Here is a 21,726-nt window from a genome sequence, read left to right on the forward strand (position 1 = left end):
AATACGCCACCGGCTCACCCGGGGGGCCGGGGTTCGGCCGCGCGGGGCGCCGCCGGGCGGGGATTTACCGGCAAAGCCCCAGCGGGGCGGTGCACCGCTCTACCGGAGAATGCCGGCCCTGCTCCGCGTGTGTTGGCGGATGCAAAAACCCCGGGCGGTTTCCCGCCCGGGGTTTTCGGACAAACGCAGGCGCGGCTTACTTCGACGCGGCGTCCAGTTCCTTCAGCAGCTGCGGCGCCGGCGCCACTTCCTGCATGATCCAGCGCATGTAGCGCTGGTCCACCGAGATCATGCGGGTCATCACCGGGTCGAACACCCAGTTGCTGGCCACCGATTCCCAGATGCCGTCGAACGCCAGGCCGACCAGGCGGCCATGCGCATCCAGCACCGGCGAGCCGGAGTTGCCGCCGGTGATGTCCAGGTCGGACAGGAAGTCCACCGGCACGCTGCCGATGCGCTTGTCTTCCAGGCCGCCGTAGCGCTTGGCCTTGACCGCGTCGAGCAGCGCCTTCGGCGAATCGAACGGATCGACGCCGGTCTCCTTGGCGGCGACGCCTTCGATGGTGGTGAACGGCTGCTGCACCTTGCCGTCCAGGCCGGTGTAGCCCTTCACGTTGCCGAAGGTGATGCGCAGGGACAGGTTGGCGTCCGGATAGACGAACTCACCCTTGCTCTGCTTGTAGTCGGCGATGGCCTGCAGGAACAGCGGACGCGCCACCAGCTCCTCGCCGATGCGCACCTTGCGCTGGTGCTCGAGGTCCAGCAGCGCCGGCATCACCGCCACCGCGTACTGGATGGCCGGATCGGCGCTGGCCTCGAACGCGGCCTTGTCGGCATCGAGCCACTTCAGGCGCTCGTCCAGGTTGCCCAGCCGGGTGCCGTCCAGGCGTGCCACCGCGGCCCGTACCGCCGCCTCATCGCCGCCGCCGAGCCATTTGTCGAACGCAGGCAGGCGCTGCGCCGCGGGCAGGCCCACGTACTGCTCCAGCCAGTACTGCTGGAACTGGCGATCCATGGCCGCCACGTAACGGCGGTCCATCTGCTTCAGGCCGCCCTCGATGGCCGGCAGGTCGCGCTCCTGGTACCCCTCTTCGCGCTGCGCGTCCGGCTTGCTCTTCTCGATGGCCAGGCGGTACAGGCGCACCGCGGTGCCCAGGATGCCGGTGCGGTTGAGCATGCCCAGGTCCATGTCGCGGGCCTGGTTGGCGCGGGCCTGCCGGCCCAGCGCCTGCAGTTGCGCATGGGCATCGAGCGCCGGCTTGCCGGCGGCGCCCTGGCCGCGCAGCCATTCCAGCACGGCGGCCTCCTCGCGCTGCTTGTGCGCCAGCACGTTGTTGCGCTTGAAGCCGTCCAGCTGGCCGTCGTAGTTCTTGCTGGTGTTGTTCCAGCTGGCCATGTTCGCGGCGTACTTCACCGCGATGTCCTGGTTGCCCTTGCTGGCCGCCTCGACCAGCGCGATCTGGTCCTTGTAGGCCTTGGCGATGGTCGGGTAGGTCCAGTTGGCGGTGTTCTCGAACTCGCTGACCAGCGCGTAGCGGTCGGTGCGCCCCGGGTAACCGGCCACCATCACGAAATCGCCCTCGCCCAGCGGCTGCTCGGCCAGCTTCAGCCAGTGCTTGGGCTGGTAGGGCACGTTGTCGGCCGAGAACGCGGCCGGCTTGCCGTCCTTGCCCACGTACGCGCGGTAGAAAGAGAAGTCGCCGGTGTGGCGCGGCCACATCCAGTTGTCGACGTCACCGCCGAACTTGCCGACGCTGCCCGGGGGCGCATAGGCCAGGCGCACGTCCTTGATTTCCAGGTTCTTGAACAGGCGGTAGGTGTTGCCGCCGGAGAAGCTGTACAGCGTGCAGCTGTAGCTGTCGTCGGCCTCGCACTCGGCCACCAGCTTCTTCTCCAGCGCTTCCAGCGCTTCGGTGCGCTTGAGCGGATCGTTGCCGGCGCCGGCGATGGCGGCCCTGGCCTGCGGAGTGACATCGGTAATGTCATCGAGCACGTAGATGCGCGCGTTCGGGCCGGCGCTCAGCTCATCCTTGAAGCTGGCCGCGCTGAAGCCGTCCTTGATCAGGTTCTTCTCGGCGGTGGAATTGAGCTGGATGGCGCCGTAGGCGCAGTGGTGGTTGGTTGCCACCAGGCCCTGCGGCGAGACGAAACTGGCGGTGCAGCCGCCCAGCGCCACCACCGCGCCCATCGGGTCGCCGGTCAGGTTGCTCAGCTGCAGCGGGTCCAGCTTCAGCCCGGCCTTCATCAGCGGCCCGGCGATCTGCGGCAGCTGCTGCGGCACCCACATGCCCTCGGCGGCAGAAGCCGCCTGGGCCAGGCCAAGCCCGGCGACCACGGAAAAAGCGAGAAGATTCAGACGCATGAGACGGTTCCCCGATCGATGTAAACGTCGATTGTAGCGGTTGCAACCGTTGCCGCCGCCCCTGCCCTCCGGTACGGGCGGTTACGGCCGAAAGCATATAATCGGCGCTCTTTCCCACTGCGGTTTCCGGCAATGACACAGAACACGATGCGCGCGCTGGTGAAGCGCGAGGCGACCAAGGGCATCTGGATGGAAGAAGTGCCGGTACCGGTGCCCGGTCCCAACCAGGTCCTGATCAAGCTGGAGAAGACCGCCATCTGCGGCACCGACCTGCACATCTACCTGTGGGACGAGTGGAGCCAGCGCACCATCAAGCCGGGCCTGACCATCGGCCACGAGTTCGTCGGCCGCATCGCCGGGATCGGCCCGGGCGTGACCGGCTACGAGATCGGCCAGCGCGTCTCGGCCGAAGGCCACATCGTCTGCGGCCATTGCCGCAACTGCCGCGGCGGCCGCCAGCACCTGTGCCCGAACACCGTCGGCATCGGCGTCAACGTCAACGGCGCCTTCGCCGAGTACATGGTGATGCCGGCCACCAACCTGTGGCCGATCCCGGACCAGATCCCGTCGGAGCTGGCCGCGTTCTTCGACCCCTACGGCAACGCCGCGCACTGCGCGCTGGAGTTCGACGTGATCGGCGAGGACGTGCTGATCACCGGCGCCGGCCCGATCGGGATCATCGCCGCCGGCATCTGCAAGCACATCGGCGCGCGCAACGTGGTGGTCACCGACGTCAACGACTTCCGCCTGAAGCTGGCCGCCGACATGGGCGCCACCCGCGTGGTCAACGTCGCCAACCAGTCACTGAAGGACGTGATGGCCGAGCTGCACATGGAAGGCTTCGACGTGGGCCTGGAGATGAGCGGCAACCCGCGCGCCTTCAACGACATGCTCGACTGCATGTACCACGGCGGCAAGATCGCCATGCTCGGCATCATGCCCAGGGGCGCCGGCTGCGACTGGGACAAGATCATCTTCAAGGGCCTGACCGTGCAGGGCATCTATGGCCGCAAGATGTACGAGACCTGGTACAAGATGACCCAGCTGGTGCTGTCCGGCTTCCCGCTGGGCAAGGTGATGACCCACCAGCTGCCGGTGGACCGCTTCCAGGAAGGTTTCGACCTGATGGAACAGGGCAAGGCAGGCAAGGTCGTGCTGAGCTGGAACTGAGGCCTGCCGGCGGGTTTCATGGGAAAACCCTACCGGGCAGCGCCCGGTGCTGCATGGAAAAGGCGCCGCAAGGCGCCTTTTCCGATTGCGGGCGACAAACGACCCGCAGCGCAAGGCATTGTGAACTTCCGTATCCGCGCAAGGTCACATGCCTGTTCCCACGCATGGAGCTATCCGCATATGGACACGCTGTTCCTTTTGGCCGCCCTGCTCGCCTCTCCAGTTGCGGACACCGCTGCATGCCCGCAGATTCCATCATTGCCTGCGCTTGCCTGCGAAGCCACGCCACACGGTTGGTTCTATGCGGACTCCGCACAGGCCGCCCGGCGAGCCGCCGATGACGGCGCCGCCGCCGCGGCCACCTTCCAGCGTTACCTGGGGCGCGCCGCTCCCGCCGGCGCCACGGTAGTCAGCGCCCACTTCCCGAAAGCGCAGCAGGATCTGTTCGCCTCCCAGCATGCCCTGCCTTATCTGCGTGCCTGGATACCGGCCGAAGCCAAGGCGGCCATGATCGAAGAAAGCCTTCGCAAGAGCATGCCCGGCCTGCCGGACGAACAGGTGCGTGCGATTGCCCTTCGCACCGGCCAAAGCGGCGGCGACGTACTACGCCACGAACTGGGCCATTCCCTGTACCAGTCCGCGTTCTGGCCGCGCTCCACGCCGGACGGCTCACGCTATGCAACCCCCGCCCCCGACTGGCTGGACGAAGCCTGCGCCATCCTGATGGAACCGGAAGCGATGTTGGCCGACCGCCGCTCCCAGTTCCGCGCCTTGCTGCGGGAAGCGGCGGCGCAGGTCCGTCCGCCGAGCGAATTCCTGGCCAGCCCGCACCCCCTCGCCGGGGCGGACTATCGCGCCCAGCTTGCCGCGCGCAACGGGAGCCAGGCTGCCAACAGCGTGATGACGGCGACATTGTCCGGCGACACCGCCCAAGCCCACGCCGCGTTCTATCTGCAGAGCCTTGCGGTCGCCGACTTCCTGATCGAACGCAGCGGCAGGCAGGACCTGCTGGGCGAAATCAGCCAGGCATTGGCCGATGGCATGAACTTCGACGCCTGGCTGGCGGCAAACGGTCCACGCCATCGCCTGGGTGCCGATATCGAGGCGCTCGACCGGAACTGGCTGGCCTGGGTGGATGCGCAGCGCCACACCATGGCGCCGTGACGGAGCATCGTCCCGGAAACGACAAAGGCGCCATGCGGCGCCTTTGTCATTGCGGCAGTGTCGTCCGCGCTCAGCGCGCGATCTTCACCGTCAGCACCACGCGGCTGTCGGCCAGCTTGCCGAAGTTGTCGCGGCCCTTGCCGTCGGTGCCGTAGTAGCCCAGCGAGACGTTGGCGATGCCGAAGCTGCGGCCGACGCCCACGCCCCAGTCGGTGTAGTCCTGCGCCACGTCGCGGTCGTTGAACACGCTGCGGCCGACGTTGGCGTCGAGGGTGAAGTCGTTCGGCAGGCCCCACTCGCCGCCCACGCCGTAGTACCAGCCGGTGGTGCTGCTGCCCCACACATCGTTGGTGTAGCTGACGTTGACCTTCCAGTTCTGGGCGATGGTGGTGGTGGTGACCAGCTCGTTGTAGGCCATCTCGCTCGCACCCGGGTAGGTGTAGCGGTTGAGCAGGACATCGACATTGACCTTGTCGGCGATGTCGAAGCCATAGCCGACGAAGTAGTCCACTTCGACGTCGGGGCTGCCTTCGCCGAAATCCACGCCGGAGGCGAAGCTGCCGACATAGAGGCCGCTCGACGTGGTCCAGGTGACGCTGCCCTGCACCGTCGGCTTCTCGTCGGTCTGCGAGGCGCCGCGGAACAGGTAGTCCGACACTGCGCCGACTTCCCAGCTGATGGGCGACGCCGCATCTTCGGCGCAGGCGGCGAACGGGATGGACATCAGGGCAGCACAGGCAACGGCGGCAAGGCGCTTGCAGGGAATCATGCGGGTCTCCGGGAATGGGGATCGGCGCCGCCATGGCGCAGAATTCACGAATTCTTAACCAAAAAACACCGCAGCGCCAGAGTTCCGTGCCGGTATCCCCGGATCCGGCCTCCCACGCCAACCCTCGCTAACCGCCGGCGGACGCCGGAAACACCCCATGGCGCCGCGCCGCCAGCGCGACGACCTGTCCCGCCGCATAGGCGGGCGCATCGGGCGGCAGTTCGACCTCCACGTCCACCTCCGCGGCAGACGTGCGCAGGCGCGCCCGCAGCCGTGCCCGGGCGCCGCTGCGCTGCACCGACAGCACCGTGCCCACCCAGTCGCCGGCATCGCCGACGCGCATGTCTTCCGGGCGTACATAGACTTCCAGTGCGGCCGCCTCGGGCAGGCTCGCCGGCCGCGGCAAGCGCGCGCCTGCGATGTCCAGCACGTCGCCTTCGACCCGCGCCGGCAGGCGGTTGGCTTCGCCGACAAAGCCATATACGAAGGGCGAGGCCGGCCGGTCGTAGACCTCGCCCGGGCTACCGACCTGCTCGATGCGGCCGCGGTTGAGGATCGCCACGCGGTCGGCCAGCTCCAGCGCCTCTTCCTGGTCGTGGGTGACGAATACCGTGGTCAGCCCGGTGCGGTCGTGCAGTTCGCGCAGCCAGCGGCGCAGGTCGCGGCGCACCTGCGCGTCCAGCGCGCCGAACGGTTCGTCCAGCAGCAGCACGCGCGGCTCGATGGCCAGCGCGCGCGCCAGCGCCACGCGTTGGCGCTGGCCGCCGGACAGCTGCGTCGGATAACGCCCGCCCAGGCCGTCGAGCTGCACCAGCGCCAGCAGTTCCTCCACGCGCGCGTCGATGCGCGCCTTCGGCCAGCGGCCGGCGCCGCGCCGTACTTCCAGGCCGAAGGCGATGTTGGCGCGCACGTCCATGTGCCGGAACAGCGCGTAGTGCTGGAACACGAAGCCGGCGCGGCGCGCCTGCACGCTCAGCGCGGTGGCGTCCTCGCCGTCGAACAGGATGCGGCCCTGCTCCGGCTGTTCCAGCCCGGCGAGCGCGCGCAGCAGGGTGGTCTTGCCCGAACCCGATGGCCCGAGCAGGGCCAGCAGTTCGCCGCTGCGGATGTCCAGGCTGACCCCGTCGAGCGCGGGAAACGCGCCGAAGCGCTTGCCCAGTTGTTGGATGCGGATGTTCATGTCACCTCGGGCGATGCGCGGCGGCCAGCGACTGGCCGTGGCGCCATTCCAGGAAAGTCTTCAGCGCCAGCGTCAGCAGCGCGGTGCCGGCGAGCAGCGAGGCGCAGGCGAACGCGGCGCTGTAGGCGTATTCGTTGTAGAGGATCTCCACGTGCAGCGGCAGCGTGTTGGTGCGCCCGCGGATATGCCCGGACACCACCGACACCGCGCCGAACTCGCCCATCGCCCGCGCACTGCACAGCAGCACGCCATACAGCAGGCCCCAGCGGATGTTCGGCAGGGTCACCTTCCAGAACATCTGCCAGGCATTGGCGCCCAGAGTCAGCGCCGCCAGTTCCTCGTCGCTGCCCTGTTGCTCCATCAGCGGCATCAGCTCGCGGGCGATGAACGGAAAGGTGACGAAGGTGGTCGCCAGCACGATGCCGGGAATCGCGAACACGATGCGCGGCAGCCGCAGCAGCACCTCGCCGGCCACCGGCAGGTGCAGGCGCAGCCCGTCCTCGATCAACGGCCACAGCCAGCCGTCGCGCCCGAACAGCAGGATGAACACCAGCCCGGCCACCACCGGCGACACCGAGAACGGCAGGTCGATCAGGGTCACCAGCCAGCGCTTGCCGGGGAAGCGATGCTTGCTCACCACCCAGGCCGCGGCGACGCCGAACACCAGGTTCAGCGGGATCACGATGGCGCTGACCAGCAGGGTCAGGCGGATGGCCGACAGCGCGTCCGGATCGCTCACCGCGCTCCACAGCGCCTGCACGCCGCCGCGCAGCGCCTCGGCGAACACCAGCAGTAGCGGCAGCAGCAGGAACGACAGCAGGAAACCCAGCGCGCCGAGGATCAGCAGCGCCTGCACCCAGCCCGGCTCGGTGGTGACGCTGCGCGGCGTGCGCACCGCCATTTCATCCACGGCGTGCACCGGCAGTTCCGATACCAGTTCGTTCATCGCGCGCCCCTGCGCTGCAGGCGCGCCTGCAGGGTGTTGACCAGCAGCAGCACCGCGAAGGACAGCAGCAGCATCGCCGCGGCGATGGCGGTGGCGCCGGCATAGTCGAATTCCTCCAGGCGGATGGTGATCAGCAGCGGCGCGATCTCGGTGGCGTTGGGCAGGTTGCCGGCGATGAAGATCACCGAGCCGTACTCGCCCACGCCACGCGCGAAGGCGAGCGCGAAGCCGGTCAGCATCGCCGGCCACAGTGCGGGCACGACGACCCGCGCGATGGTCTGCCAGCGGCTGGCGCCCAGCGTGGCCGCCGCTTCCTCCAGTTCGCGTTCGGCTTCGGCCAGCACCGGCTGCACGATGCGCACCACGAACGGCAGGCCGACGAACACCAGCGCAATGATGATCCCCAGCGGCGTGTAGGCGATCTTCAGGCCCAGCGGCTCGAGCCAGCGTCCGACCCAGCCCTGACCACCGTACAGCGCGGTGAGCGCGATGCCGGCCACCGCGGTGGGCAGGGCGAACGGCAGGTCGATCATCGCGTCGAACAGGCGCCGGCCCGGGAAGCGGTAGCGCACGAATACCCAGGCCACCCAGGTACCCATCAGCGTGTTGAACGCCGCCGCGGCGAAGGCGGTGCCGAAGCTCAGCCGCAGCGCCGACAGCACGCGCGGCTCGCTCCATATGCGCCAGATGCCGTCCACGCCCAGCCCGGCCGCGCGCAGGAACACGCCGGCCAGCGGGATCAGCACGATCAGCCCCAGCCAGAACACGGTGATGCCCATGCCGACGCCGAAGCCGGGCAGCACCCGGCGTTGGCGCCGCACGGGCGGCAACGCCTGCGCACCGGCATTCACTTACTTGCCCGCCTGGATCTGGTCGAACACGCCGCCGTCGGCGAAGTGCTCGGCCTGCGCCTTCTCCCACGAGCCGAACGCTTCGCGGATGGTCACCAGCCGCACCTGCGGGAAGCGCGCCACATCGGCCGGATCGGCCAGTTCGGGGTGGCGCGGGCGGTAGTAGTGGCGCGCGGCGATGCGCTGGCCCTCGGCCGAATACAGGTACTGCAGGTAGGCCTGCGCCACCTCGCGGGTGCCGTGGCGGTCGGCGTTGCGGTCGACCAGCGCCACCGACGGCTCGGCCAGGATCGACAACCTGGGCACCACGATCTCGAACTTGTCCGGGCCCAGTTCCTCCTGCGCGAGGAAGGCCTCGTTCTCCCAGGCCAGCAGCACGTCGCCGATGCCGCGCTGGACGAAGGTGGTGGTGGCGCCGCGCGCGCCGGTATCGAGCACCGGTACGTTGCGGAACAGCGCGCGCATGTAGTTGAGGATGCGTGCGCGGTCGCCGTTGAAGATGTGCCCGGCATAGGCCCAGGCGGCGAGGTAGTTCCAGCGCGCGCCGCCGGACGTCTTCGGGTTCGGCGTCACCACCGACACGCCGGCGCGCAGCAGGTCCGGCCAGTCGCGGATGCCCTTGGGGTTGCCCTTGCGCACCAGGAACACGATGGTCGAGGTATAGGGCGCACTGTTGTCGGGCAGGCGCGATTCCCAGTTGGCCGGCAGCAGCCGCGCCTTCTGCGCGATCGCATCCACGTCGTAGGCCAGCGCCAGCGTCACCACGTCGGCCTGGATGCCGTCGATCACCGCTCGCGCCTGCTTGCCCGAGCCGCCATGCGAGGTCTCGATGGTGACGGTGTCGCCATGGGTTTCCTTCCAGTGGCGGGCGAAGGCCGCGTTGAAATCGCGGTACAGCTCGCGGGTAGGGTCATAGGACACGTTGAGCAGCTGCACGTCGCGGGCGAAGGCGCCGCCGGCGACCAGGGTCAACAGGAACGCCAGCGGGGCGAGGCGGGCGCGGGAACGGAAGGTCTGCGTCATGGGGGATGCTCCGTCAGAAGGAAACCTGCAGGCGCGAGACCACGGCCTTCTCGGCAGGCAGGGCGATGCCGCCGGGAGCGGCATCGAAGCGGCTGTGCAGGTAGTTGGTCGCCAGCTTGAGGTTGGCCGTCAGGTACCAGTTCGCGCCCAGCGTCCAGGCCTGCACGCGCGAGGCGGAGACCGCCGGGTCGGCATAGAACGGGAACACCGCATCGTCGATATCCAGCACGCCGTAGCGCGCGGTGAGTTCGAACGCGCCCAGCCCGCCGTTGCTGCCGAATGGCCGGGACGGCGTCAGCCCGCGGTAGCCCGCGTCCTCGCCGGTGAGCACATAGCTGGCGGTGGCCTGCCAGGCGCGGTGTTCCAGCGCCGTACGCCAGCCGTCGCGGGCCACTTCCTGCCGCGAAACGATGTACTCGCCCTGCAGGCCGAACCCGTTGCGGTAGAACCAGCCCTGCGGCGACCAGCGGCGGTGGCTGCCATCGGCCAGCACCGCGCCGCGGTAGCTGAAGAAGGTGGCCTGCCCCGGTGTGCGGTAGCGCGGCAGGAAACTGCTGCCGGCGCCATGTTTCCCGCCCGCGCTGGCGCCCAAGCCGAAGCCCAGCCCCGCCCAGGCGCTGTCCGTTTCCTTCAGGGGCTCGAAGAACACGCGCCCGGCCACCTCGAGATCGTCGTCCGGATTGCTGGTCGCCGCATCGCGGCCATCGACCGCGCCATTGAACACGCCCAGCGCGTAGCTGAATTTGCCCTTGGCCACTTCGCCCTGCAGCTGCACGCCCAGGTCGCGGTTGGGAGCCAGTTCGCTGGCCAGTGCGCGCTCGACATCGACCAGCGCCGACGACGACTGCAGGCGCTCCAGCCCGACCGGCGAGGTGAACCTGCCCACCCGCACCGTATAGGCCGGATCGAAGCGCAGGTCGGCATAGGCATCGACGATGCTGGCGCTGTCGCCGGAGAACTCCGGGGTGAAACGGTAGGCCACCAGCCTGCCCAGCGAGCCTTCCAGCGTCGGCCGCGCGGTGCGCAGCAGGAAGGTGTCGTTCTGGCTGCTGCCGCCGAAGAACGCGCGCGCGTCGCCCTGCAGCAGGCCGCGCAGCTTCAGTTCGTAATTACCGTCGCCGGACCAGAATGTCGCGCCCTTCTGATCGACCGCGATCTTCGGCGCCGCCTTGGCTGCAGCCACGCGCTCCTCTTCCTGCAGCTCCAGGCGGCGTTCGAGGACGCGCAGGCGCTGGTCCAGGTCGACCAGGCCGGCGCCTTCGACGGCTGCGCCGCCGGACACGCCGGCCAGGCGTTCCAGCCGCTCCAGGCGCTGCTGCAGCTGTTCCACCGTGGGTTGCTGCGCCTGCGCCGATGCCGCCATCCCGCACAGTGCCACGGCCAGGCTGAGGGACAACAGCTTCCTGGTCGGCACGGTGGACGGGAGGGGGGACGCGGTCATGGGCAGCTCCTTGATGCAGGCGGGGGATGGAGGGTCGATGCTGCGGGCGCACACGCCGACCGGGAAATGACTTCGGCCGCGGCGCTTATAGCCATTCCCCATGACCTCCAGCACAACCAGGTGGCGCCGGCCGCCGGGCGGCAACCGCTTGAATGCCGGGGCACGAGGCAGCTGGCCAGCGGCCGGCACTACAATCCGGGTTCCGCATTCACCGCACGATCCCGCCATGACCATCACCGCGAACACCTCCCCGCTCACCCGGCACTACGCCGAGGAACTGGACGCCATCCGCGCGCAGGGGCTGTTCAAGTCCGAACGCATCATCACCAGCCCGCAGTCGGCCGAGATCACCCTGGACGACGGCCGCACCGTGCTGAACTTCTGCGCCAACAACTACCTGGGCCTGGCCGACCACCCGGACCTGATCCAGGCCGCCAAGGACGCGCTGGACAGCCACGGCTTCGGCATGGCCTCGGTGCGCTTCATCTGCGGCACCCAGGACCTGCACAAGCAGCTGGAAAAGCAGATTGCCGACTTCTTCGGCAAGGACGACACCATCCTCTACGCCGCCTGCTTCGATGCCAACGGCGGCCTGTTCGAGCCGCTGCTGGGCGAGAACGACGCGATCATCTCCGACGCGCTCAACCACGCCTCCATCATCGATGGCGTGCGCCTGTGCAAGGCCAAACGCTTCCGCTACGCCAACTGCGACATGGCCGACCTGGAGGCGCAGCTGCAGGCGGCCGACGCCGCCGGCTGCAGGACCAAGCTGATCACCACCGACGGCGTGTTCTCGATGGATGGTTTCATCGCCCCGCTGGACGAGATCACCGCGTTGGCGAAGAAGTACAACGCACTAGTGCACATCGACGAATGCCATGCCACCGGCTTCCTCGGCGCCACCGGCCGTGGCTCGGCCGAAGTGAAAGGCGTGCTGGAGAAGATCGACATCATCACCGGCACCCTGGGCAAGGCCATGGGCGGCGCGCTGGGCGGCTTCACCTGTGCCAGCGCCGAGGTCATCGAACTGCTGCGCCAGCGTTCGCGCCCCTACCTGTTCTCCAACTCGCTGCCGCCGCATGTGGTCGCCGCCGGCATCAAGGCCTTCGACATGCTCGACAAGGCCGGCGACCTGCGCCAGAAACTGGCCGAGAACACCGCCTACTTCCGCGAGAAGATGACCGCCGCCGGTTTCGACGTGAAGCCGGGCGTGCACCCGATCAGCCCGGTGATGCTGTACGACGCGCCGCTGGCGCAGAAGTTCGCCCAGCGCCTGCTGGAAGAAGGCATCTACGCGATCGGCTTCTTCTTCCCGGTGGTGCCCAAGGGCCAGGCGCGCATCCGCACGCAGATGAGCGCCGCGCACAGCCGCGAACACCTGGACCGCACCATCGATGCCTTCACCCGCATTGGCAGGGAGCTGGGGGTCATCAAGGGCTGACCGAAGTCCGCGCGAACGAAACAGGCGCCCAAGGGCGCCTGTTTCGTTTCAGTCCTGCACAAGCAAGGCGGAGCGATTCCCCGCCAGGCATTGCTTCAGCGCTATCGCTTCGTCGCCGGCGTCGCCGTCTCGGGCTTTTCCGGCGCGGCGCTGCCGCGGGCCACGCGGATGCCGTTGGCCTTCATCCATGCGTCGAACTGGTCGGCGCTCATGTTCTTCCCTTCCTGCTGCATCAGGAAGCGGTAATTACCCTGCGCATCCTTCTCCGCCATCGGTGCTTCCACCGTGACCGTCACCGGCTTTTCCTCGATGGCCGCCGCGACCGGCTTGCCCGACGACGCACATCCGGCCAGAACCGCGGCTGCCGCCACACTCAGGAAAAAAGCGGCAGGAAAGCCTTTTTTCACGGCGAGGCCGTCCGAAGGATGGCGCACAGGGGCGTGCGCCATGAGAACACCGCGGATGAAAGCAGGCATGGCCGCTGGACCTCGTTGAAGAACATGCCCACAGCCTAATCATCAACTTGAAGAAATCAAGCTATTTACATGAATTAAATGGATATTTTTATGAATTGGCGGGCGACTTCGCTGAACGCGCCGCCAGTACTTCCAGCTCTTCCGCTTCCAGCATGCGCCACTGCCCCTTGGCCAACTCGCCCAGCTGGACCGGCCCGATCGCCACCCGCACCAACCGCAACACCTCGAATCCCAGCACCTGCAGCAGGCGCCGAATATGCCGGTTGCGCCCCTCGTCCAGCACGATCTCCAGCCATGCGGTGCGCTCGCTCTGGCGCAGGATGGCAACCGAATGCGCCGCCAGATGCTCGCCGGCATCCTCGACCCCGCCCTGCATGCGCGCCAGCTGCGCCGCATCGGGTACGCCATCGATCTGCACGCGATAGGTCTTCAACGGCCCGGTCGCCGGATCGGTCAACCGTGCCGCCCATTCCGGATCGTTGCTGAAGAACAGCAATCCTTCGCTGGCCTTGTCCAGACGGCCGACCGGCGCCAGCCACGGCATGCCGGCACCGTCGAAGCAGCGGTAGACGGTGTCCCGGCCCTGCTCGTCGCGGACGGTGGTGACCAGGCCCCGCGGCTTGTTCAACGCGACATACAGGCGACGCACCGCTTCGATGGGCTCGCCATCCACCGTGATGCGTTGCCGGGCGAGGACCACGGGGAATTCAGGGTCCCGGACCACACGGCCATCCACGCCGACCCGGCCGGCCAGCACGCGGCGCGCGGCTTCGGCACGCGAGCACACGCCCGCCTTGGACAGCACGCGCGCCAGGCCGTGGCGCGGTGCCGGTTGCGCTGCGGGGGTCTTCCTTGCGCCGTTTCCGGAAGGCGAAACGAAATGCCCGCCCTGTCTGACAGGGCGGGCATCCGGGAAAATCCTGCGCGGCATCCGGGCAGCTTGCGTTACTTGATCTCGGCCGCGGGCTTGGCTTCCGCCGCACCTTCGGTAGCCGGGGCCGCCGCCTTGACCACGCGCACACCGCGCGCCTTCATCCAGGCGTCGAACTCGTCGGCGGTCATGCGCTTGCCGTTCTGGCTCATGTCGAAGCGCCAGGGCGTGTTGTCGTACTGCGTCTGCGGCTTGTAGGCCGCCGGGTCGTTGGCGTTGATCGCCGGGCGCGCCGGCATCGCGCTGGCGACGTTGTTGCAGCTTTCCACGCGCAGGCGCATCAGCACGCGGTCGAGCGACTGGTCGTCGCTGAAATTCGACGTCAGCACCCCCGCCGGCATGCCCAGCTGCCCCGGGCGGGCATACAGCTCAACGGCGACCGGCTCGATCACCGTGGCCGGCAACGGCGGCGGCACGACGGCGCTGGCCGAACAATCGACGGCTGCGTGGGCGGCGGGGATGAGAACCAGGGCCATGGCGCCGGCCAGTGCGATACGCAGCATCGGTAATTCCATTCGGGCAGAGAACGCCGCGAGTGTAGGCATGCCCCACAGGGCTTTCAACCATTCGATGCGCGCTTTGCCAGGCGCCATCCACCGGATCGCCCGCCATCGTACTGCCACGCGGCGCCAGGTCACCGCGCCATGCATGCGGAAGAGGGCCGGGAACGATTTCCGCATCGCCGGCGCACGGCATCGGAAAGCCATGCCGCCCGGGCGGCGGCAGAAAAAACAAGGCCCGGCTTGCGCCGGGCCTTGTTCGGATCAACCGATACGTCCGATCAGTTCTGGACGTTCAGCTCGGTGCGACGGTTCTTGGCGCGACCTTCCGGATTGTCCGAACCATCCGGGTTGGTGTTCGGAGCGATCGGACGGCTCTTGCCGTAGCCGATCGGGCCGATCATGCGCGAAGCGTCGACGCCGTGGCCGGCCAGGTAGTCGTACACCGCCTTGGCGCGACGCTCGGACAGCTTCTGGTTGTAGGCGTCGGTACCCTTCGAGTCGGTGTGACCGGCGACTTCAACGCGCAGTTCCGGGTAACGCTTCAGGATCTCGCTGGCCTCGCTCAGGATCGCGACGGCATCCGGACGCAGGGTCGACTTGTCGAAGTCGAAGTTCACGCCCTTCAGGTCGATCGACACCGGCACCGGGCAGCCATCCGGACCGACGATCTGGCCCGGCTGCGAGTTCGGGCACTTGTCGTCGCAGTTGTTGACGCCGTCACCGTCGTCGTCCAGGTCGGCGCAGCTCGGCGCGACCGGAGCCGGCGGCGGCGGAGCAACGGCGGCGACCGGGGCCGGACCCAGCGGGATCACGACGCCGACCGAAGCCAGCACGTCGCCGAACCAGTCGTTGTCCTTGCCGGCCAGGCGCGGGTTCACGCTCTGGTCGTCGAAATCGGCGCGGTAGGCGATTTCAGCACGCACGGCGATGCGCTTGTCGAAGGTGGTCTGCAGACCAGCGCCGACCTTGGCGGCCAGGTTGCCGTCCTTGCGCTTGGCCGGAGAGTTCGGCGAGTTGATGACGTACTCTTCCTCGGCCTTCTGGTAGCCCAGGCCGAACAGCAGGTACGGGTTCCAGCCACGGCCGTCCTGGATGAAGTGGCGACGCAGGTCCAGCGACGCGCCGTACTGCGACCAGTTCAGGTCCTGGTTCTTGTCGAAGTTCGGGTTCTGGTAGTTCAGCTCGCCGTCCAGCGACCAGTTCGGGCTGATGAACTTGCCCAGGCCCAGGGTCACGAACGGAGCGTCATTGGTGCCACGATCGCTGTCCTGGAAGTTGAAGCCGGCCGAACCGGTCAGGTACCAGCGGTCGTCGAATTCCTGTGCCGACGCGGCCTGGGCAAATGCCAGACCACCCAGCAGCGCGGCGGTAAGGATCTTCTTGTTCATGAATACAACTCCTTGTTTCGGGGGTATGAAACCGGTAATGGCATGGTCCAGCACAGCGATTTCGTTCGTCGCGTCCGAAAGATGGCCGTTTCCGCACGCCAACGCGGTGCACATTATGCGCTGAGCCGTGAAGACGACGTTAACAGCTGCGTAACAAATGACGCAGCCCCGGACTTCGGAGAGCCGGTGAAGCGCCACCCTATACAGCTTGGTAAAAGCGCGCAAGAGCCAAGCCTGACGGGCGTTTCAGGACCATGGGCGGCACCCTGTGGAGATGCCGGCTTGCCGCCCTGGATGGCGGCAGCGGCATTGCCCCATGTCACCCTTGCCTGAACGGCCCCTGCGTATCATGGCGATCTCCCCTCACCGAACGGAACTTTTCCCATGAAAGCTGCCGGCCTGAGCCGCTACCTGCCGATCGAGGATTCCCGCGCCCTGGAGGACTTCGAGCTGCCCCCACCCGCCGCGCCGCAGGGCCAGGACCTGCTGGTGGGCGTGCAGGCCGTTTCGGTCAACCCGGTGGACGCCAAGCTGCGGCGTTCGGGCAAGGGCGAGGAAACCCCGCCCCGCATCCTGGGTTTCGACGCCGCGGGCACCGTGCTGGCCGTCGGCCCCGGCGTGACCGCCTTCGAGGTGGGAGACGAGGTCTACTATGCCGGCGACGTCACCCGGCCCGGCTGCAATGCGCAATTGCAGCTGGTGGACGAACGGCTGGTCGGCCGCAAGCCGGCCACGCTGGACTTCGCCGAGGCCGCAGCCCTGCCACTGACCACGCTCACAGCCTGGGAGCTGCTGTTCCAGCGCATGCCCTACCAGCTCGACGGGCGGCGCAACGCCGGCCGGGTGCTGCTGATCATCGGCGGCGCGGGCGGCGTGGGTTCGATGGCGATCCAGCTGGGCCGCCATGCGGGATTCACCGTGGTGGCGACCGCTTCCCGCGAGGAAACCCGCGCGTGGTGCCTGCAGATGGGCGCCGGGCACGTCATCGACCACCGCCAGCCGCTGGCGCCACAGTTGCAGGCGCTCGGCATCGCGCAGGTGGACGCCGCCCTCAACCTGGCCGACACCGACCGTTACTGGCAGGCGCTGGGCGAACTGCTGGCTCCGCAGGGGCATGTCGGCCTGGTCGTGGAACCGGCCGGCGAGCTGCGGATCGGCGACCCCTACAAGGCCAAGTGCATCGGCATCCACTGGGAATTCATGTTCGCGCGCGCGCGTTTCCGTACCGCCGACATGATCGAGCAGCACCGCATCCTCACCCGCGCCGCGAGCCTGATCGATGCCGGCGAACTCCGCACCACCCTGACCCGGCGCCTGGGTCCGATCAACGCGGCCAACCTGCGCCAAGCGCACCGGCTGCTGGAATCGGGCAGCACCGTCGGCAAGCTGGTGCTCGAAGGCTGGGACTGAGCGACGGACGCATGCCCGATGCGCGGGGCATGGGAGGCGGACGCCCTTCACCCGTCCTCCTCCATCCCCGTTCCCCCTTACTTTCGCCTTCACATGCCGATGCCGTCATTTCCGTTCTTCCTGCGCCTGTCGCAGCTGCTGCTCGGCCTGTTCCTGTTCGGCATCGCCTCGGCGCTGATGATCCGCGCCGGTATCGGCATCGCGCCCTGGGACGTGCTGGCGCAGGGCGTTTCGCTGCGCAGCGGACTGGCTTTCGGCCTGGTCACCAACCTCGTGGGCGTCGCCGTCCTGCTGATGTGGTGGCCGCTGCGGCAGCGCCCGGGGCTGGGCACGGTGCTGAACGTCCTGCTGATCGGCCCCAGCGCCCAGCTCGGCCTGTACATGGTGCCCGCCGCGCAGGGGCTGCTTTGGCAGGTGCTGCTGTTCACCGCGGGCCTGGTGCTGCTGGCGATCGCGACCGGCCTATATATAGGTGCGCGCCTGGGCCCCGGGCCGCGCGACGGGCTGATGACCGGCCTGCACGCGCGCAGCGGCTGGGCCATCTGGAAGGTGCGCACCTTGATCGAGGCGACGGCGCTCACGGCAGGGTGGTTGCTGGGCGGCAACGCCGGCCTTGGCACCCTGGCTTTCGCGCTGCTGATCGGGCCGCTGTGCGGGATCACCCTACCCCTGTTCGACCGCCGCGTTGCCGCGGCGTCGCCGACCGTGGCGCCTTCGACGGACTGAGCCACTTGCCGCAGGCGGGGTTTCACGGCACGCTGGCGCGATCCGTACGCAAGCGTATCCATCATGACGCCAGCCACCGACACCGCCTATCCCCATCTGTTCGCGCCGCTGGACCTGGGCTTCACCCGGCTCCGCAACCGCATCCTGATGGGGTCGATGCACACCGGGCTTGAAGACCATGTCCGCGACTTCCCCAAGCTGGCCGCCTATTTCGGCGAGCGCGCCGCGGGCGGTGCCGCGCTGCTGGTCACCGGCGGCTTCTCGCCGAACATCGCCGGCTGGCTGGCGCCATTCGGCAGCAAGCTGTCCTGGCCATGGGAAGTGGGCCGGCACCGGCAGGTCACCGCGGCGGTGCACGGCCATGGCGCCCACATCTGCCTGCAGCTGCTGCACGCCGGCCGCTACGCCTACCACCCGCTGCAGGTGGCGCCGTCGAAACTGAAGGCACCGATCAATCCGTTCACGCCGCGCGCGCTGTCGGCGCGGGGCGTGGAGCGCCAGATCGCCAGCTACGCCCGCGCCGCCCGGCTGGCACGCGAGGCCGGCTACGACGGCGTCGAGGTGATGGGCTCGGAAGGCTATCTGATCAACGAGTTCATTGCCCCGCGCACCAACAAGCGCAGCGATGCATGGGGCGGCGACGCCGGCAAGCGCATGCGTTTCGCCGTGGAGATCGTGCGCCGCATCCGCGAGGCCTGCGGCCCGGACTTCATCATCATCTACCGGCTGTCGCTGCTGGACCTGGTGGAAGACGGCAGCAACTGGGAGGAAATCCTGCAGCAGGCCCGCGCCATCGAAGCCGCCGGCGCGACCCTGATCAATTCCGGCATCGGCTGGCACGAGGCGCGCGTGCCGACCATCGCCACCTCGGTGCCGCGCGCGGCCTTCGCCGGCGTCACCGCCAAGCTGCGCCCGCACGTCAACGTGCCGGTGATCGCGGTCAACCGCATCAACATGCCCGACGTGGCCGAGCGGGTGCTGGCCGACGGCCAGGCCGACATGGTCTCGCTGGCGCGGCCGCTTCTGGCCGACCCGCAGTGGCCGGCCAAGGCCCGCGCCGGCAGGCCGGAAACCATCAATACCTGCATCGCCTGCAACCAGGCCTGCCTGGACCACATTTTCGTCAACAAGCGCGCCACCTGCCTGGTCAACCCGCGCGCCGCGCACGAGACCGAACTGGTCTACCGCCCGACCACCGCCGCCAGGCGCGTGGCGGTGGTCGGCGCCGGCCCGGCCGGCCTGGCCTGCGCCACGGTCGCGGCCGAACGCGGCCACGCCGTCACCCTGTTCGACGCGGCCGACGAGATCGGCGGCCAGTTCAACGTGGCCAAGCGCATCCCGGGCAAGGAGGAGTTCCACGAAACCCTGCGCTACTTCCGCCACCGCCTTACCGATACCGGCGTGGACGTGCGCCTGGGCACCCGGGTGGACGTGCCGATGCTGGCCGGTTTCGACGAGGTCGTGGTGGCCACCGGCATCGCGCCGCGCAGGGTGGATTTCCCCGGCGCCGACCACCCGATGGTGGTCAGCTACCTGGACGTGCTGCAGGGCCGTGTCGCGGCGGCGGACAAGGTGGCCATCATCGGCGCCGGCGGCATCGGCTTCGACGTCGGCGAGTTCCTGGTGCAGGAAGGCCCGTCGCCGTCGCTGGACCCGGCCCGCTGGATGGCCGAATGGGGCGTGGATGCGAGCTTCGAAAGCCGCGGCGCGCTGGCGCGGCCGCAGCCGGAAGCGCCTGCGCGCAAGGTATGGCTGCTGCAGCGCAGCCCGGGCAAACCCGGCGCCCGGCTGGGCAAGACCACCGGCTGGATCCACCGCGCCACGCTCAAGGCCAAGGGCGTGCGGATGCTGGGGGGCGTGGAGTACCTCGGAGTAGATGACCGCGGCCTGCGCATCCGCGTCGATGGCGCCGAGCAGTTGCTGGAGGTCGGCACCGTGGTGGTCTGCGCCGGGCAGGAGCCGATGCGTGCGCTGGCCGATGCGCTGGCCGCGGCCGGCGTCAGCGCCCATGTCATCGGCGGCGCCGACGTCGCCGCCGAACTGGACGCCAAGCGCGCGATCGACCAGGGCAGCCGCGTGGCCGCCGCGCTGTAGCCCCCACTCCCCCCTGACCGATTCCGGCCCGATCGCCATGACCTGCCGGTGGCCGATGCGTACGGACATCGGCGGGCCGCCCGGAAATCGTCGCGCGGTGCCGGCTTCCCACGCCGGCACGCATGCGCCATCCCACGGCCAATGCCTGTTTTTCATGGCGTCCGCGCTGTGCGCCCCTCGCGCGACTTCGCCGTGAAAACGGCTTTCCTGCCGTTTTTTCCTGGCACAAAACACACTTGGAGCCGGTCAGGAAACGTCTTCCCCGGCACTCCGGCGGCAATTCCGGTCTCCGCAACGAAGCTGAATGTCAAGAATCCGCATTCAGGATGAGTTTGGGATCAGCCCCCTACCTTGCGCCGACTTTCTGCTCACCCCCCAGTTCTGGTGAGCACGGCGCAGCCCCAGGATCGGTGATCGGGGACTGCCCACGGGGCGGCCCCGATGCCATGGCCGCCTCCCCATGACGCCAAGCCCAGTCGTCCGGTTCTCCTCGCATGCCGAGGAACAGGCAGGTTGCGGCCCACACGGAGCAAGGAGACCTATGAAACTGGCCTGGATTCTCTGGCTGTCGCAGTTGTTGCCGCAGCCGGCCGCCGATTCGTTGTGCCTGAGTACCACCGTCTATCTGGAAGCCCGCGACCAGACCCTTCGCGGCCAGCAGGCCGTGGCCGAAGTCGCGTTGCGCCGCCTCGACAGCGGGCTGTGGGGCGACTCGATGTGCCAGGTGGTGACCGCGCGCAAGCAGTTCGCCCCGACGCTGGTGGCGCCGGACACCCAGCTGCGCAACAACGACGCCTGGGCCGAGGCCGTGGATGTGGCCTTCGCCGCCGAGCGCAACTGGGCCCTGCCGGCCGGCCAGCGCAAGGAGATCGTGCCGGGCGCCAGCCATTTCGCCGCGCACGCCATCGCCAGCCCGAGCTGGCGCAATGCCTACCAGGTAGCCACCATCGGCGGGCACACCTTCTACAAGGTGCAGTCGCTCAAGCCGCGCGCCTCCTGACGCGGCGAAGCCACCGCGTAACGGCGGCAGTCACGCCAGCCGACGCGCCCGGGACGATAATGCGGGGGTCATTCCACCCCCGAGGTACCCGATGAAGCTCTACACCAAGCCCGGCGCCTGCTCCCTGGCCGACCACATCGCACTGATCTGGTCCGGCCTGCCCTTCGAGGTGCAGATCGTGGACTACGCGACCATGAAGTCGCCCGAGTACATGGCCATGAACCCGGCCGGTGCGGTGCCGGTGCTGGAGGATGGCGGCTGGGTGCTGACCCAGAACGCGGCGATCCTGCACTACATCTGCGACAAGGCGCCGGCCGCCGGCCTGGATGGCGGCAGCGACCCGCGCACCCGCGCCGAGGTCAACCGTTGGCTGTCCTTCGTCAACGCCGACCTGCATCCGGTGTACTACCCGATCTTCGGCTCGACCAAGTATCTGGAAGACGAGGCGGTCATCGCCCGCACCCAGCAGAATTCGCGCGACAAGCTGAAGGGCCTGTACCAGCGCCTCGACGACCGCCTGGCGCAGGTGGACTGGCTGGGCGGCACGCCGCGTCCGTCCATCGCCGACGCCTATACCTACGTGACCCTGCGCTGGGCGCGTGGCCTCAAGATCGACCTGGCCGGCATGGACGCGCTGGACCGCTTCGAACAGCGCATGCAGGCCGATCCGGCCGTGCAGGCGGCGCTCAAGGCCGAAGGCCTGGAGTAAACGCGCAGCGCCGCATGAACGACGGGCCGCCGGTGGCACCACCGGCGGCCCGTCGCGTTTCCCCCCGCCGGAGCTGCCATCAACGCACCGACAAGGTCGCCACCCGTCGTGGCCGGTTACGGTTGAGCGCCGGGTACAGCCG

Annotated in this window: 19 protein-coding genes; 8 read left to right on the forward strand and 11 right to left on the reverse strand. The window is 68.5% G+C overall.

All coding sequences use genetic code 11. The features are described from left to right. Window positions 1-196: 196 nt before the first annotated feature. On the reverse strand, window positions 197-2,362 hold the full coding sequence (locus tag QMX80_RS12160; protein WP_282277305.1) for a S46 family peptidase: 2,166 nt from the start codon (window positions 2,360-2,362) through the stop codon (window positions 197-199). A gap of 132 nt (window positions 2,363-2,494) precedes the next feature. On the opposite strand from QMX80_RS12160, the gene tdh reads away from it, so the two are divergent. Both tdh and QMX80_RS12170 read left to right on the forward strand, forming a co-directional pair. After that, on the forward strand, window positions 2,495-3,532 hold the full coding sequence (gene tdh / locus QMX80_RS12165) for an L-threonine 3-dehydrogenase (RefSeq protein ID WP_055767608.1): 1,038 nt from the start codon (window positions 2,495-2,497) through the stop codon (window positions 3,530-3,532). Between the two features lie 180 nt (window positions 3,533-3,712). Beyond that, window positions 3,713-4,696: a hypothetical protein gene (locus tag QMX80_RS12170; RefSeq protein WP_282277306.1), complete on the forward strand. Its 984-nt coding sequence runs from the start codon at window positions 3,713-3,715 to the stop codon at window positions 4,694-4,696. A gap of 70 nt (window positions 4,697-4,766) precedes the next feature. Here the strand turns inward: QMX80_RS12170 and QMX80_RS12175 are convergent, their stop codons facing one another. The 6 genes from QMX80_RS12175 to QMX80_RS12200 form a co-directional block, all read right to left on the reverse strand. Then, the gene (locus QMX80_RS12175) at window positions 4,767-5,465 is read right to left on the reverse strand and encodes a TorF family putative porin (RefSeq protein WP_273080568.1); all 699 of its coding nucleotides are present in this window, start codon (window positions 5,463-5,465) and stop codon (window positions 4,767-4,769) included. Between the two features lie 127 nt (window positions 5,466-5,592). Beyond that, the gene (locus tag QMX80_RS12180) at window positions 5,593-6,645 is read right to left on the reverse strand and encodes a sulfate/molybdate ABC transporter ATP-binding protein (RefSeq protein WP_282277307.1); all 1,053 of its coding nucleotides are present in this window, start codon (window positions 6,643-6,645) and stop codon (window positions 5,593-5,595) included. Window position 6,646: 1 nt separating this feature from the next. Further along, the gene (cysW, locus tag QMX80_RS12185) at window positions 6,647-7,546 is read right to left on the reverse strand and encodes a sulfate ABC transporter permease subunit CysW (protein ID WP_273080654.1); all 900 of its coding nucleotides are present in this window, start codon (window positions 7,544-7,546) and stop codon (window positions 6,647-6,649) included. A gap of 41 nt (window positions 7,547-7,587) precedes the next feature. Continuing rightward, window positions 7,588-8,442 (reverse strand): sulfate ABC transporter permease subunit CysT, encoded by an 855-nt coding sequence (cysT, locus tag QMX80_RS12190; protein WP_268768299.1) that lies wholly within the window; start codon window positions 8,440-8,442, stop codon window positions 7,588-7,590. Next, window positions 8,443-9,465: a sulfate ABC transporter substrate-binding protein gene (locus QMX80_RS12195; RefSeq protein WP_273080571.1), complete on the reverse strand. Its 1,023-nt coding sequence runs from the start codon at window positions 9,463-9,465 to the stop codon at window positions 8,443-8,445. 13 nt (window positions 9,466-9,478) lie between these two features. Beyond that, window positions 9,479-10,906 carry a porin gene (locus QMX80_RS12200; RefSeq protein WP_282277310.1) on the reverse strand — a complete coding sequence of 476 codons (1,428 nt, stop codon included), beginning with the start codon at window positions 10,904-10,906 and terminating at the stop codon, window positions 9,479-9,481. 232 nt (window positions 10,907-11,138) lie between these two features. Between QMX80_RS12200 and kbl the strand changes: the two genes are divergently transcribed. After that, the gene (kbl, locus tag QMX80_RS12205; protein WP_282277319.1) at window positions 11,139-12,347 is read left to right on the forward strand and encodes a glycine C-acetyltransferase; all 1,209 of its coding nucleotides are present in this window, start codon (window positions 11,139-11,141) and stop codon (window positions 12,345-12,347) included. 101 nt (window positions 12,348-12,448) lie between these two features. On the opposite strand, the gene QMX80_RS12210 is transcribed toward kbl, so the two are convergent. The 4 genes from QMX80_RS12210 to QMX80_RS12225 form a co-directional block, all read right to left on the reverse strand. Beyond that, on the reverse strand, window positions 12,449-12,823 hold the full coding sequence (locus QMX80_RS12210; protein WP_282277311.1) for a hypothetical protein: 375 nt from the start codon (window positions 12,821-12,823) through the stop codon (window positions 12,449-12,451). A gap of 88 nt (window positions 12,824-12,911) precedes the next feature. Continuing rightward, entirely contained in the window at window positions 12,912-13,754 is an 843-nt protein-coding gene (locus QMX80_RS12215) for a pseudouridine synthase (protein WP_282277312.1), read from the reverse strand. 14 nt (window positions 13,755-13,768) lie between these two features. Then, the gene (locus QMX80_RS12220) at window positions 13,769-14,257 is read right to left on the reverse strand and encodes a hypothetical protein (RefSeq protein WP_282277313.1); all 489 of its coding nucleotides are present in this window, start codon (window positions 14,255-14,257) and stop codon (window positions 13,769-13,771) included. Between the two features lie 278 nt (window positions 14,258-14,535). Further along, window positions 14,536-15,645 (reverse strand): OmpA family protein, encoded by a 1,110-nt coding sequence (locus QMX80_RS12225; RefSeq protein ID WP_055767579.1) that lies wholly within the window; start codon window positions 15,643-15,645, stop codon window positions 14,536-14,538. Window positions 15,646-16,029: 384 nt separating this feature from the next. Between QMX80_RS12225 and QMX80_RS12230 the strand changes: the two genes are divergently transcribed. The 5 genes from QMX80_RS12230 to QMX80_RS12250 all read left to right on the forward strand — a co-directional run bounded on the left by QMX80_RS12230 (window position 16,030) and on the right by QMX80_RS12250 (window position 21,584). After that, window positions 16,030-17,055 carry a zinc-binding alcohol dehydrogenase family protein gene (locus QMX80_RS12230; protein ID WP_282277314.1) on the forward strand — a complete coding sequence of 342 codons (1,026 nt, stop codon included), beginning with the start codon at window positions 16,030-16,032 and terminating at the stop codon, window positions 17,053-17,055. Window positions 17,056-17,154: 99 nt separating this feature from the next. Next, entirely contained in the window at window positions 17,155-17,781 is a 627-nt protein-coding gene (locus tag QMX80_RS12235; protein WP_273080581.1) for a hypothetical protein, read from the forward strand. 63 nt (window positions 17,782-17,844) lie between these two features. Beyond that, a complete protein-coding gene (locus QMX80_RS12240; protein WP_282277315.1) occupies window positions 17,845-19,875 on the forward strand; it encodes an NADPH-dependent 2,4-dienoyl-CoA reductase in 2,031 nt (676 codons plus the stop codon). A gap of 541 nt (window positions 19,876-20,416) precedes the next feature. After that, window positions 20,417-20,875 (forward strand): cell wall hydrolase, encoded by a 459-nt coding sequence (locus QMX80_RS12245; protein ID WP_055767569.1) that lies wholly within the window; start codon window positions 20,417-20,419, stop codon window positions 20,873-20,875. 91 nt (window positions 20,876-20,966) lie between these two features. Then, window positions 20,967-21,584, forward strand: a complete 618-nt coding sequence (locus QMX80_RS12250; RefSeq protein WP_282277318.1) for a glutathione S-transferase N-terminal domain-containing protein — start codon at window positions 20,967-20,969, stop codon at window positions 21,582-21,584. Window positions 21,585-21,726 lie beyond the last annotated feature (142 nt).

The sequence above is a fragment of the Stenotrophomonas sp. PS02297 genome (genome assembly GCF_029959705.1).
In the GTDB taxonomy this organism is placed as follows: Bacteria; Pseudomonadota; Gammaproteobacteria; order Xanthomonadales; family Xanthomonadaceae; genus Stenotrophomonas; species Stenotrophomonas nitritireducens.